This is a genomic window from Rhodococcus sp. DMU1 (genome assembly GCF_012272955.1).
GTDB lineage: Bacteria > Actinomycetota > Actinomycetes > Mycobacteriales > Mycobacteriaceae > Rhodococcus > Rhodococcus aetherivorans.
The window spans coordinates 1,398,145-1,411,000 of the sequence record NZ_CP050952.1 but is presented as its reverse complement, the minus strand read 5'-3'; the positions used below and the strand labels follow the sequence as shown (position 1 = coordinate 1,411,000).

The following is a 12,856-nucleotide window of genomic DNA, read 5'->3' as shown; positions in this document are numbered from 1 at the left end:
GGCGAGCGGAGGTGGGCCGGTGGCGGTGCGGGCGAAGCGGCGTGACCTGTCTGCGCTGCGGCCTCATGCGACGTCTGCCGGTCAATTGCCTTCCATCGTGCGAATGGGACTGCGCGGCGCCGAAATATCCGGCAACCCGGGCGGGGTGAGATTCACGATGACTCCCTCGAACCAGCGCCCGTTGCCGATGATGTTCGTGTACATGCGGATGAAGGGGTAGTACAGCTCCAGCGCCCGGTTCAGGTCGTCGTTGCGGGCGTCGAGGATCTGCACGACGCCGCGGAGTTGTTCGAGTGCCGGTCCGATGGTGGCTTCGTTGTCGCGCACGAGTCCGGTCAGTTGCCGGGACAGGCGCTGGGTTCCGGTGAGCAGCTGGGAGATCGCCTGCTGCCGGCTGTTCAGTTCCCCGATGAGCAGTCCGGCGTCGGTGATCAGTTGAGTGAATTCGGCATTGCGGTCGGCCAGCACCCCTGTGGTGTGCTCGGTCGCGTCGAGCAGTCTGCGCAATTCTCGGTCGCGGCTCGCGATGGTCTGTGAGAGTCGGGTGACGCCGTCGAGGGAGGCGCGGATGTCGTCGGAGGTGTTGTCGAATGCCTGGGACAACACCGTCAGGCTCTGGGCGAGTTGGGTGGAGTCGATCTCCCCGATGGTCTGTGCCGCCGCCGAGAAGGCCTCGAGCACGTCGTAGGGAGACGTGGTGCGGTCGCGTGGGATCACCTCCCGCGGATTCAGGACCTCGGAGCCACGGGGGTCGAGGGCCAGGTATTTCTGCCCCAGGATCGTCTTGATCTGGATGGAGGCGGAGGTGTTGTCACCGATCCACGCGTCCTTGGCTCCGAACGTCACCTCGACGTGGTCGCCTTCGAGTTCGACCGACATGACCTTGCCGACCTTGACACCGGCGATCCGGACTTCGTTGCCGGGTCTCAGGCCCGCTGCTTCGGTGAACTCGGCACGGTAGAGGGCGCCGGCTCCCAGGAGCGGTAGCGAATCGAAGGAGAAGACCGCCAGCGTCGCCAGCAGCATCACGAGGATGGCGAGGGCCCCCACCGCGGCCGGGCTGCGAGGTTCGGCCATGGCGTCTGCAACTCCTCCTCGTCGACCGCGATCCGCGTCTCCCCCTGCTGCACATCCACCTGGGCGGCTCCTTCGTTGCGACCCTGGGCCCGCACGGGATCGCAGACCACTGCCCAGTCAGTGTGATCACTGTCACTGCGGGTGACAAGTTGCGCGCCCGGACAACGGACAAATGCCGCAGGGGCCGGCGAAACAGGGCCGCGTCGCCGACGCCCGGTCGGAGCCGGGCTCGACGACGAGCCGCGGACGGTGGACCCGTTGCGCAGAGCGCGGGGCGGTGACCGGTTCCGGTCACCGCCCCGCGTCCTTGCGCGTCGGTGGCAGCGTCAGCGCACCATCAGGTCCAGTTCGTCGTCGGCGACGTCGACTCGGACCTGCCCACCCTCGACGAGCACGTCGTCGAGCAGCAGGTCGGCGATGCGGTCGTCCACGGCGCGCTGGATGGACCGGCGCAACGGCCGCGCCCCGAACTCCGGCTGGTGGCCGTGCTCGGCAATCCAGTCGACGGCGGCCTCGGTGAACTCGATCTCGATTCCCTTGGCGTGCAGTTGCTTGCGGCTGTCGTCCAACAGCAGGTCGGTGATCCGGTGCAGCTGCTCGGTGTCGAGCTTGCGGAAGATCACGATCTCGTCGATGCGATTGAGGAACTCCGGCCGCATCGACTCGCGCAGACGGCCCATCACCCGGTCCCGCAGCGGCTTCTCGGCCGCCTCGGCGTCCCCGGTGCTGAAGCCCAGCGCCCCGCCGCGGCTCGAGATGATGTCCGAGCCGAGGTTGCTGGTCATGATCACCACGGTGTTGGTGAAGTCGACCGTGCGGCCCTGGCCGTCGGTGAGCCGGCCGTCGTCGAGCACCTGCAGCAGGGTGTTGAACACGTCCGGGTGCGCCTTCTCGATCTCGTCGAGCAGCACGACCGAGTACGGGTTGCGCCGCACCTGCTCGGTGAGCTGACCCGCCTCGCCGTAGCCGACGTAGCCCGGGGGCGCCCCCACGAGACGGCTGACCGTGTGCCGCTCGCCGAACTCGCTCATGTCCACCCGCAGCATCTTGCGCTCGTCGCCGAACAGCACCTCCGCCAGCGCCTTCGCCAGCTCGGTCTTGCCGACGCCGGTGGGACCCAGGAACAGGAAGCTGCCGACCGGCCGATGCGGATCGCTCATGCCGGCGCGGCTGCGCCGCACGGCCCGGGCCACGGCCCGGACGGCCTCGTCCTGCCCGACGACGCGCCGGTGCAGTTCGTCCTCGAGGCCGCGCAGCCGCTCCTTCTCCGCCTGGGTCATCCGCGTCGCCGGGATGCCGGTGGCGCGGGAGACGACCTCGGCGATCAGTTCCGCGGTCACCTCGGGCACCTCGGCACCGGCGGGGGCGCCGGCATCGAGACGGGCCTGCACCTCGGTGATCTGGTCGCGCAGTCGCGAGGCCTGCTCGTAGCGTTCCGCCGCGACGGCCCGGTCCTTGTCGGCCTCGAGCCGGGCCAGCTGCTCACGCAACGCCTTCTCGTCGACGCGCGGTGAGCGCAGCCGCAGCCGGGCACCGGCCTGGTCGATCAGGTCGATCGCCTTGTCCGGCAGGTGCCGGTCCGGCAGGTACCGCACCGACAGGTCCACGGCGGCGTCGAGCGCGTCGTCGGTGTACCGCACACCGTGGTGTTCGGCGTAGCGGTCCCGCAGGCCGCGCAGGATCGCGACCGCGTCGTCGTGGCCGGGTTCGCCGACGGTGACCGGCTGGAAGCGGCGCTCGAGCGCTGGATCCTTCTCGATGTGCTTGCGGTACTCGTCGAGCGTGGTGGCGCCGACGATGTGCAGTTCCCCGCGGGCGAGCTTGGGCTTGAGAATGTTGCCGGCATCCATCGCGCCTTCGTTGCCGCCGCCCGCGCCGACGACGGTGTGGATCTCGTCGACGAAGACGATCAGCTCGTCCGAGTGCGCGGCGATCTCGTCGAGCACCTTGGTCAGCCGCTCCTCGAAGTCGCCGCGGTACCGGGTGCCGGCGACCATACCGGTCAGGTCGAGCTGCACGATCCGCTTGCCGCGCAGGCTGTCCGGGACGTCGCCGTCGACGACGCGCTGGGCCAGGCCCTCGACGATCGCGGTCTTCCCGACACCGGCCTCACCGACCAGAACCGGGTTGTTCTTGGTGCGGCGGGAGAGGATCTCGACGGTCTGCTCGATCTCGTCGGCACGGCCGATGACGGGGTCGATGCCGCCGCCGCGGGCACGCTCGGTCAGGTCTACGCCGTACTTGTCCAGGGTGGGGGTGGCGGACTGCTCCTGCGCCGCCTCGGCGGGCGCGGCGGGCTGCAGGGCGGCCTGGAGCGACTGAGCGGTGATCCCGGCCGAGACGAGCAGCCCTCCGACCCCGTGTTCCTGGTCGGCGGCGAGGGCCACGAACAGGTGCTGGGGTTCGATGTAGGTCGCGCCGAGGGCGCGCGTGAGCTGGTGCGCCTCGAGCAGCACCGTCTTGATCGCGCCGGTGAGGGCGGGAGCGGTGACCGCGGTGCGGGTCTGTTCCTGCGGGAGCCGTTGCTCCACCGCGGCCAGGACCTCGGCGGGATCGGCCCCGGCGCGGGTCATGACCGACCGGACCGGGTCCTGTTCCGCCATCACGTGCAGGACGTGGAGCGCGTCGAGGTCCGTGTCGCCGCGTTCGGCGGCGAATCGGGCCGCAGCGGCCATGAGTTCCTGGGTGCCACGGCTCAGGTAGCGGGTGATGTCGATACGCCCAGGGCCACCAGGCCCGAAGAATGCCGGCATTCCGAAGCCTCTCTCTCGGACTTGAGTCTTTCTCACTCAACTAACGTGTCGGGTCCCCTGTCAATTCCACAGATGGTGTGATGTGCGCCATATCCCCGAGGCCCGAATTTCAGTTGTGCACAACATAGCGGTGCGCTACTTTATTTCTCGTGTCCGACGATCTCGCGCTCGACCGGCAGGTCTGCTTCGCGCTCTACTCCGCCTCCCGGGCCACCACCGCCGCCTACCGCGGCATGCTCGACCGGCTCGGCGTCACCTACCCGCAGTACCTCGTACTCCTGGCCCTGTGGGAACAGGAAAGCCGCGGGGACCACGGCGGCCGCGGCGTCCGCGACCTGTGCGACGCCCTCGACCTCGACACCGGCACCCTCTCCCCGCTCCTCAAGCGGCTCGAGAGCGCCGGACTGCTCGAACGCCGGCGGCAGAGCAGCGACGAGCGCCGCGTGCAGATCCACCTCACCGAGGCCGGGCGCGAGCTGCGCGCCCGCGCCGAGGACATCCCCGCGCGCATGGCCCGCGCGAGCGGCCTCGCGGCCGACGAGCTGGCCGCCCTTCGCGACACGCTCCACCGCATGACCGAGGCGCTGCACCGCCCCGAAACACCCGATCCCCATCCCGCCACCCCACAGGAGAAGCCATGAACGTGCTCTACACCGCCGAAGCACTCGCCACCGGAGAGGGTCGCAACGGCCGCGCCCGGACCTCCGACGGCACGCTCGACCTGGGCCTCGCCATCCCCACCGAAATGGGCGGCACCGGCGAGGGCACCAATCCCGAGCAGCTCTTCGCCGCGGGATACGCCGCCTGCTTCCACTCGGCGCTGCAGCTCGTCGCCCGGCAGGACAAGGCCGACGTCGCCGACTCGGCGGTCGGAGCACGCGTCGGCATCGGCCGCACCGACGGCGGCGGCTTCGGCCTGAAGGTCACGCTCGAGGTGTCGCTGCCCCACGTGCCGCGCGCCCAGGCCCTCGAACTGACCGAGAAGGCCCACCAGGTGTGCCCGTACTCGAACGCCACCCGCGGCAACATCGATGTCGAGCTCGAGGTCACCGAGGACTGACCCGCGCGGCTCGCCGCGGTCACACCTGCGCGGCTCGCCGCGGTCACACCCGCGCGGCTCGCCGCGGTCACACCCGCGCGGCTCGCCGCGGTCACTCTCGCGCGGCTCGCCGCGGTCCGTCCCCAGGCACGCGTAGCGTGGATTGCGTGTGCAGGCAGGACGGGCCGCGGCTCGCGCAGTTCACCGCGGGACTCGGCTTCACGCTCGACGACTTCCAGGTCCGCGCCTGTCGCGCTCTCGACGAGGGCCGGGACGTGCTCGTCTGTGCCCCCACCGGCGCCGGCAAGACGATCGTCGGCGAGTTCGCGGTGCACCTGGCGCTCGCCGCCGGCGGCAAGTGCTTCTACACGACGCCCATCAAGGCCCTGAGCAACCAGAAGCACGCCGACCTCGCCGCGCAACTCGGGGACGAGCGGGTCGGCCTGCTCACCGGAGACGTCTCGGTCGACCCGCACGCACCCGTGGTCGTCATGACGACCGAGGTGCTGCGCAGCATGCTGCACGGCCGCTCGCCCCTGCTCGACGGGCTCACCCACGTCGTGATGGACGAGGTCCACTACCTCGCCGACCGCGAGCGCGGGGCGGTGTGGGAGGAGGCCATCCTCTATCTACCCGGCACCGTGCGCCTGGTGAGCCTGTCCGCGACGGTCAGCAACGCCGAGGAGTTCGGTGCCTGGCTGGGCCGGGTCCGCGGCGCGACCACCGTCGTCGTCGAGGAGACCCGGCCGGTTCCGCTGCACCAGCACGTGCTCGCCGGGGGCCGGCTGTTCGACCTGTTCTCCCCCACCACCGGTGCGATCGACGAGAACCTCGTACGGTACGTCGCGCATCGCCAGCTCGTCGACGCCGCCCCCGCCGTCCCGTCGCGTCGCCGGCGCCGCCGCACGGCCACGCCCGGCCCGGCCGGCGTCGACCGGCCCGAGCTCGTCGCGCGGCTCGAGGCCGAGTCGCTGCTGCCGGCGATCTGGTTCCGCTTCAGCCGCAGCGGCTGCGACGAGGCCGTCGCCGAATGCCTGCGCTCGTCGCTGCGTCTCACCGAGGCCGCCGACGTCACCCGCATCCGCCGCATCGTCGACCGGCACACCGCCGGCCTCTCCCCCGCCGACCTCGACGCGCTCGGATTCGCCGACTGGCTCGACGGACTCGAACGCGGCTTCGCCGCCCATCACGCGGGCATGGTGCCGGTATTCCGGCACGCCGTGGAGGAGCTGTTCGGCCTCGGCCTCGTCCGGATCGTCTTCGCCACGGAGACCCTCGCCGTGGGCGTCAACATGCCCGCACGGACAGTCGTGCTCGAACGCCTCGTCAAGCACACCACCGCCGGGCCGGTCCGCCTCACCGCCGGCGAGTACACCCAGTTGACGGGACGGGCCGGCCGTCGCGGCATCGATCGGGAGGGCCACGCGGTCGTGCTGTGGAGCCCGGAAGTGCAGCCGGCCACCGTCGCGGGGCTCGCCTCCACCCGCACCTACCCGCTGAACAGCTCCCTGCGGGTGGGCTACAACACCGCTGTCAACCTCGTCGACCGGCTCGGCGTCGCCGGAGCCCGGGACCTGCTCGGCCGGTCCTTCGCCCAGTTCCAGGCGGAGCATTCGGTGGCCGCGCTGGCCACCGCGGCGACGACGAACGCGGCGACGCTCCACCGGCTCGACGACGAACTCGGGGACGCCGAGGGTTTCGCCGAGTACCAGCAGTTGCGCGAGCGGCTGGCCGCGGCGCGCACCAGCGGCACCGCCGACGCGGTGACCGCTCTCGCGCGGGCCGTGCGTTCGCACCCCGGGCACCGGCACGCCGATCGGGAACGCCTGATCACCGTCGCCGAGCGCCGTCGCGCGCTGGCCGCCGACACCGAGGTGCTGCGCGGGCAGGTCGCCGCCGCCACCGGCCGGCTCGTGGAGACGTTCGACCGTGTCCTCGGGCTGCTCGACGAACGCGGGTACATCCTGTCCGACCCGTACACCGGCGAGGCGGTGGCCACCGACCACGGCCGGATGCTGGGCCGGATTTATTGCGGCAGCGACCTTCTCGTTGCCGAGTGCCTGAGAACCGGCGTGTGGGCGGGCCTCGATCCGGCCGAGCTGGCCGCCGTCGTGTCGAGTGTGCTCGGCGAATCGCGACGGCCGGCGCCCGGCGGCGGAGCCCCCACGGCCGGTGTCGACGCCGCGTACCGCGCGACGGTCCGGCTGTGGCGGGAACTGTCCGACGCGGAGCGCCGGCACGGCCTGCCCGCGGGCCCCGAACCGGATCCGGTGGCGATGCGCGCGATCCACCGGTGGGCCCGTGGCGACGGCGTGTCCGCGGCCCTGCGCGAGGCGGCGGAGTCGGATCTGTCGGCGGGCGATCTCGTCCGGCGCTACCTGCGCACCCTCGACCTGCTCGGGCAGATCGGCAGGGGCGAGTGCCCGGTGGAGCCGGCCGGCTTCACCGCGGCCGGGTACCCACAGCGCTCTCCAGTTCGGTGAGCGCGCCCTCGAGGAGCTCGACCAGCCGGTCGAGGGCGGGCACCGCGTGGCGGTCGCCGACCACCCCGAGATCGAGCCGGCCGTCGTTCCCGGTGAGGGTGATGCTCAGTGCCTGCCCGTTCAGCACGGCCGGCACGGGGTAGATGCCGGTCAGCCGCGCACCGTTCCAGTACCGGGTGCGGGAAGGTCCCGGCAGGTAGGAGATCAGCACGTTGAACGGCGGCGGGATCTCGTCGACGAACCGCCGCACCGGCTCGAGCGCGAGCGGGCTCAGCGACAACGCGCTGAGCATCAGGAACTGGGTTCCGCTCAGCGCGGTGACCACCCGGTCGGTGTGGACGAGCGAGTCGGCGATCCGGGCGAGCCGCACCGCGGGATCGGGTTCGTCGGTGGCCAGGCCGATCACCATCGCTCCGACGCCGGGTTCGCGGCCGCCGGGACCGACCGCGGCGCCACCGAGGTTCATCGGCACCGGGAGCATCGCGGTCAGCGGTGCCTCCGGGAGCGCGTACCGCTCGGACAGATACGCGCGCAGGCCGCCGGCGCACATCGTCAGCACGACCGCGTCGATCGTGGTGTCCGCCGACGTCGCAACCGAGTGGAGCCGCTCGATCGGCCAGGAGCGCGCCGCGAGGGTCCGGCCCCGCCCCACCGCGACGTTGAACATCGTGGGCGGCGTCTGCCACGGCAGCGCCACCTGGTGCCGGCGCACGCCCTCCGTGACCAGCCTGCCGATCTCCGGGGTCATCGCGAACACCTCCGCGCCGACCCGGAGCCCGGCGCGCAGCCACGAGGTGGGAAGGGGCGACAGCCGAGCCCGGGGGGCCACCACCTCCGGGCTCCACGGCGCGGGGCAGTCGCGGGCGCCGGGGTCGGTGGACATGCTCCGGTGCAGCAGGCGCAGGCCGGCCGGGCCGTCGGCGAGGGACAGGTGGATCTTCGCGTACATCGCGGTGCGCCCGTCCTCGAGTCCCTCGATGACGTACACCTCCCACATCGGGTGGAGCGGGTCGAGCGGGGAGCCGTGGATCCGGGAGACGAGGGCCAGCAGGTCGGCCATCGAACCGGATCCGGGCACGGCGGTGTGACGTACGTGAAACCGCAGGTCGACGTCCTCGGGACGCGACCACCACGGGTAGCCGGCCCCGCGCAGCGTCCGCACCGGACGCCGGCGCAGCGCATCCGCCACCTCGTCGTGGGCGAGCAGGGTCTCGTACATGCGACGGGCGTGGTCGTCCCCGGCATCCGGCGGGGGCTCGAACAACGCGAGAGCCCCGAGGTGCAGTGGACGCGACGAGGTTTCGAGCAGCACGAACAGCGCCTCGGGAAGGCTCATCACCTGCATTCCCCCATCGTGGCGCCGAAACAGCCCGCGCGTGCGGTAACCCGGCCATCTCCGCAGGGACGTGCCCGCGACGCGCGGAAATGGTGTGACGTCTCCGCGCCGCGGGGACTACCCCTCGTCCAGTCCCGGACGACGCGGAGACGTAGGGGGCCGGGACTCCCCGCTCGCATGCCAGGCGGAGTGACCTCCCTGCCGGGATCGCGGCCCGAAGCGACGATAGCAACAAACCGGTCGCACGGTATGTCTTTGGAGCTGGTCCCGCCCTTATTTCTCCGCGCGGGCGTGTTTCGACTCGGGAGCGCGTGGCTATAGCCCTTACACGGGCACCGCCCCACGAGAGGTCTCCCGCGCGGCGCGGCGGCTCGCGGACCGTTGGAGCGACAGGAGCGCGGACCATGACCATCCAATCCGCAGGCGGAGGTGGGGGCGGCGGCACGATGGCACGGCCGAACTCGTCCGGCCTCGCCGACGTCATCGACACCATCCTCGACAAGGGACTCGTCATCGACGCATTCGTCCGCGTCTCGCTCGTGGGCATCGAGATCATCACGATCGACGCACGGGTCGTGGTGGCGAGCGTCGACACCTACCTGCGTTTCGCCGAGGCAGTCAACAGGCTCGAGATCTCCACGACCGAGCCGAAGGGCCTGACGGACGTCGTCGGCGGCGTGGCCGGGAACGTCGTCGAGAAGGCCGCCGAGCACAAGACGAAGGGCGCACTGGACTCCGCCGGCGAACGGGTCCGTGGCCTGCTCGCCGGCAACGAGGACGAACGGGAGCCGGCGCCACGCCGATCCCGCAGCAGAGACCGGTGACGTTCACCTCCGCCGATCGGCGGCCCGCACCCGCCGCCGTCACGGCATGGGTCCGAACTCCGGCCACCGCCGTCCGGTTCCCCGGCGGCCCGGAGCGGGTCTAGTCTCCTCCGGGTGAGGACACGCACCGGTGCGTTCGCGCCGTCCCTGCTGCGGCGCATGGCGGCGCGGGCGACGCTCACTCCTGTCCGGGTCGTGGCGCTGAGCTTCGCCGCCGCGATCGCCGTCGGCACGCTCCTGCTCCTCACGCCCGCGGCGAGCCTGCCCGGTACCGCGACCTCCCTCGTCGACGCCCTGTTCACCGCGACCTCGGCGATGTGCCTGACGGGCCTGGTCGTCGTCGACACGCCCACGCACTGGTCCGGCTTCGGCCAGGGCATCATCCTGGCCCTGATCCAGGCCGGCGGGTTCGGGATCATGACCATGGCCTCCCTCGTCGGTCTGCTGCTCGCGAACCGGATCGGCCTCAAGGCCCGATTGAATACCGCGGCCGAGGTGCGTGCGTCGGGGCTCGGCGACGTCCGCTCGGTCGTCGTCGGCGTCGTGCGGATGAGCGTGTTCATCGAGTCGGTCACCGCGGTGGCGCTCGCCCTGCGGTTTGCGCTCGGCTACGAGGAACCGCCCCTGCGTGCGGTGTGGCTGGGAGTGTTCCATTCCGTCTCGGCGTTCAACAACGCCGGCTTCGCGCTCTACAGCGACAACATCATCGGCTTCGCCGACGATCCGTGGATCTGCGTGCCGCTGATGCTCGCGGTGATCCTGGGCGGCATCGGGTTCCCGGTCCTGTTCGAAGTGACCCGGCACCTGCGCGGCCGCAGCCACCGCTGGAGCCTGCACACCCGCCTGACCGTGACCGTCACCGCGGTGCTGTTGGTGGTGGGACCGGTGCTGGTGCTGGTGCTCGAGTGGACCCGCACCCTGCAGCACTACCACTTCGGCCAGAAGCTGCTCGTCGCCGCGTTCCAGGGCGTGATGCCCCGCACCGCCGGCTTCAACAGCGTCGACTACGCCCAGATGGACCCGGCCACCCTCCTGGTGACGGACGTGCTCATGTTCATCGGCGGCGGCAGCGGCGGCACCGCCGGCGGAATCAAGGTCACTACCTTCGTCCTTCTGCTGTTCGTCATCCTCGCCGAGGCCCGCGGCGAGCGCTCGGTGATCGTCTTCGACCGGCGCATCGACACCCGGGTCCAGCGTCAGGCGTTGTCGGTGGCCCTGATCGGTGTCGCCCTGGTGATGGTGCCGACCATCGCCCTGTTGGCGGGGACCTCGTTCGACCTCAACGTCCTGTTGTTCGAGGTCACCTCCGCGTTCGCCACCGTCGGCCTGTCCACCGGGATCACGGCGCAGCTGCCCGTCTGGGGGCAGCTGATCCTGGTGCTCCTGATGTATCTGGGCCGCATCGGATCGATCACCCTGGTGAGCGCTCTCGCCGCCCGCGATCGCGGCCGGCGCTACGAACTCCCGGAAGAAAGGCCCTTCATTGGCTAGGAAATCCGCCTCCGACGTGGTGGTCGTGCTCGGGCTCGGGCGGTTCGGCAAGTCGCTCGCGCTCGAGCTGATGAGCCAGGGCACCGAGGTCCTCGGCATCGACTCCAGCGACGCCGTGGTGCAGAAGGTCGCCCACCGCCTGACCCACGCCGTGGTCGCCGACACCACCGACGAGGAATCGCTGCGGCAACTGTCGGTGCACGAGTACGGCCGCGCCGTCGTGGGAATCGGTTCCGATCTCGAGGCCAGCCTGCTCACCGCCTCCGCCCTGATCAACCTGGGCGTGCACAACATCTGGGCCAAGGCGATCAGCAACGCGCACGCGAAGATCCTCACCCAGATCGGGGTGCACCACGTCGTGCGGCCGGAGCACGACATGGGCAAGCGGGTCGCCCACCTGGTGCGCGGACGGATGATCGACTACATCGAGTTCGACGACGGCTTCGCGATGGTCAAGACGACCCCGCCGGCGTTCGCGATCGGCCGGCGCCTCGGCGACACCGCCGTCCGCTCCGACTTCGGCGTGACCGTCGTGGCGATCAAACGTCCCGGCGAGGACTTCACCTACGCCACCGCCGACACCGTCCTCGCCCCCGGCGACACCATCATCGTCTCCGGGCGGGTCCGGAATACCGAACGATTCAGCGAACTCACCTGACAGCACCGGAACGACGTAGGCTGCAGACGATGTCACCGACAGCGCACCAGGAGCGACCGGACCCCCACCCGGCCGCGGCACCGAACGGCACCGGTCGTGCCCGGTAGCACGCTGAGGACCCGGTTCAGCCGTTCCGACGCCCTGACCGAGCGACCCGACTTCGCGCTGGTGGGCATCCTGCGGGTGCCGCAGCTACAGACCAGCCCGGGCCGGGCGATCGTGCGCCGGATCGGGTACGCCCTGATCGCCCTGGCCCTGGTGGTGCTCGTCGTCTACCTCGACCGCGACGGCTACTCCGACGCCCAGGACAACGAACTGTCGTTGCTGGACTGCCTCTACTACGCGACGGTGTCGCTCTCGACCACCGGCTACGGCGACATCACCCCCATCACACCGCAGGCCCGCCTGGTCAACGTCCTGGTCATCACCCCGCTGCGGATCTTCTTCCTCATCATCCTGGTCGGCACCACCCTCTCCGCCCTGACCGAGAGCTCCCGCCAAACCTTCCGCATCCAACGCTGGCGACACCGCGTGCGCAACCACACCGTTGTCGTCGGCTACGGCACCAAGGGCCGCACCGCGGTCGAGGCGATGCTCGGCGACGGCGCTGCGCCGTCGGACATCGTCGTCGTCGACACCGACCCGGTGGTGCTCGACGCCGCCAGCGGCCAGGGCTTGGTCACCGTCCAGGGCTCGGCGACCAAGTCCGACGTGCTGCGCCTGGCCGGGGTGCCGCACTGCGACTCGATCGTCGTCGCCGCCAACCGCGACGACACCGCGGTGCTCGTCACCCTCACCGCCCGTGAACTCGCCCCCGCCGCCAAGATCGTCGTGGCCATCCGCGAATCGGAGAACACCCACCTGCTCCGCCAGTCGGGCGCCGACACGGTGGTGATCTCCTCCGAGACGGCGGGCCGGTTGCTCGGAGCCGCCACCATCACCCCGAACGTCGTAGAAATGATCGAGGACCTGCTCACCCCGGAGGAAGGCTTCGCGATCGCCGAACGCGAGGTCGAACCCGGCGAGGTCGGCGGCTCACCGCGGCACCTCCCCGACATCGTCCTGGGCGTCGAACGCAACGGCCGCCTGCTGCGTGTCGGGTCCCCGGAGGTCGAGGCGGTGGAGGCCGGCGACCGGCTGCTCTACCTCCGGCGCGTCTCGGACTGATCGGAACGTCCCGGACCGGCCGGGGCGT

Annotated in this window: 10 protein-coding genes; 7 read left to right on the top strand and 3 right to left on the bottom strand. The window is 71.0% G+C overall.

Features of this window, described 5'->3' with window-relative positions; genetic code table 11:
- Nucleotides 1-81 precede the first annotated feature (81 nt).
- Nucleotides 82-1,077 (bottom strand): MCE family protein, encoded by a 996-nt coding sequence (locus HFP48_RS06645; protein ID WP_006946898.1) that lies wholly within the window; start codon nucleotides 1,075-1,077, stop codon nucleotides 82-84.
- A 326-nt stretch (nucleotides 1,078-1,403) separates the two neighbouring features.
- On the bottom strand, nucleotides 1,404-3,830 hold the full coding sequence (locus HFP48_RS06640; protein ID WP_168579255.1) for an ATP-dependent Clp protease ATP-binding subunit: 2,427 nt from the start codon (nucleotides 3,828-3,830) through the stop codon (nucleotides 1,404-1,406).
- Between the two features lie 149 nt (nucleotides 3,831-3,979).
- Here HFP48_RS06640 and HFP48_RS06635 point away from each other — a divergent pair, with 149 nt between their 5' ends.
- The 3 genes from HFP48_RS06635 to HFP48_RS06625 all read left to right on the top strand — a co-directional run bounded on the left by HFP48_RS06635 (nucleotide 3,980) and on the right by HFP48_RS06625 (nucleotide 7,352).
- On the top strand, nucleotides 3,980-4,471 hold the full coding sequence (locus HFP48_RS06635) for a MarR family transcriptional regulator (RefSeq protein ID WP_029541744.1): 492 nt from the start codon (nucleotides 3,980-3,982) through the stop codon (nucleotides 4,469-4,471).
- A complete protein-coding gene (locus tag HFP48_RS06630; protein ID WP_168579254.1) occupies nucleotides 4,468-4,890 on the top strand; it encodes an organic hydroperoxide resistance protein in 423 nt (140 codons plus the stop codon). Before HFP48_RS06635 ends, HFP48_RS06630 begins: the two co-directional genes overlap by 4 nt.
- 146 nt (nucleotides 4,891-5,036) lie before the next feature.
- A complete protein-coding gene (locus HFP48_RS06625; RefSeq protein ID WP_006946907.1) occupies nucleotides 5,037-7,352 on the top strand; it encodes a DEAD/DEAH box helicase in 2,316 nt (771 codons plus the stop codon).
- On the opposite strand, the gene HFP48_RS06620 is transcribed toward HFP48_RS06625, so the two are convergent.
- Nucleotides 7,312-8,697: a wax ester/triacylglycerol synthase family O-acyltransferase gene (locus HFP48_RS06620; protein ID WP_043799852.1), complete on the bottom strand. Its 1,386-nt coding sequence runs from the start codon at nucleotides 8,695-8,697 to the stop codon at nucleotides 7,312-7,314. The genes HFP48_RS06625 and HFP48_RS06620 overlap by 41 nt on opposite strands.
- A 395-nt stretch (nucleotides 8,698-9,092) precedes the next feature.
- Here HFP48_RS06620 and gvpJ point away from each other — a divergent pair, with 395 nt between their 5' ends.
- The 4 genes from gvpJ (at nucleotide 9,093) to HFP48_RS06600 (ending at nucleotide 12,828) form a co-directional block, all read left to right on the top strand.
- Nucleotides 9,093-9,512 (top strand): gas vesicle protein GvpJ, encoded by a 420-nt coding sequence (gene gvpJ, locus HFP48_RS06615; protein WP_006946912.1) that lies wholly within the window; start codon nucleotides 9,093-9,095, stop codon nucleotides 9,510-9,512.
- 159 nt (nucleotides 9,513-9,671) lie between these two features.
- Nucleotides 9,672-11,003, top strand: a complete 1,332-nt coding sequence (locus HFP48_RS06610; RefSeq protein WP_168580531.1) for a potassium transporter TrkG — start codon at nucleotides 9,672-9,674, stop codon at nucleotides 11,001-11,003.
- Nucleotides 10,996-11,661, top strand: a complete 666-nt coding sequence (locus tag HFP48_RS06605) for a TrkA family potassium uptake protein (protein WP_282597456.1) — start codon at nucleotides 10,996-10,998, stop codon at nucleotides 11,659-11,661. Before HFP48_RS06610 ends, HFP48_RS06605 begins: the two co-directional genes overlap by 8 nt.
- A gap of 96 nt (nucleotides 11,662-11,757) precedes the next feature.
- Nucleotides 11,758-12,828, top strand: coding sequence for a potassium channel family protein (locus HFP48_RS06600; protein WP_168579253.1), 1,071 nt, complete (start codon nucleotides 11,758-11,760; stop codon nucleotides 12,826-12,828).
- Nucleotides 12,829-12,856: the final 28 nt, after the last annotated feature.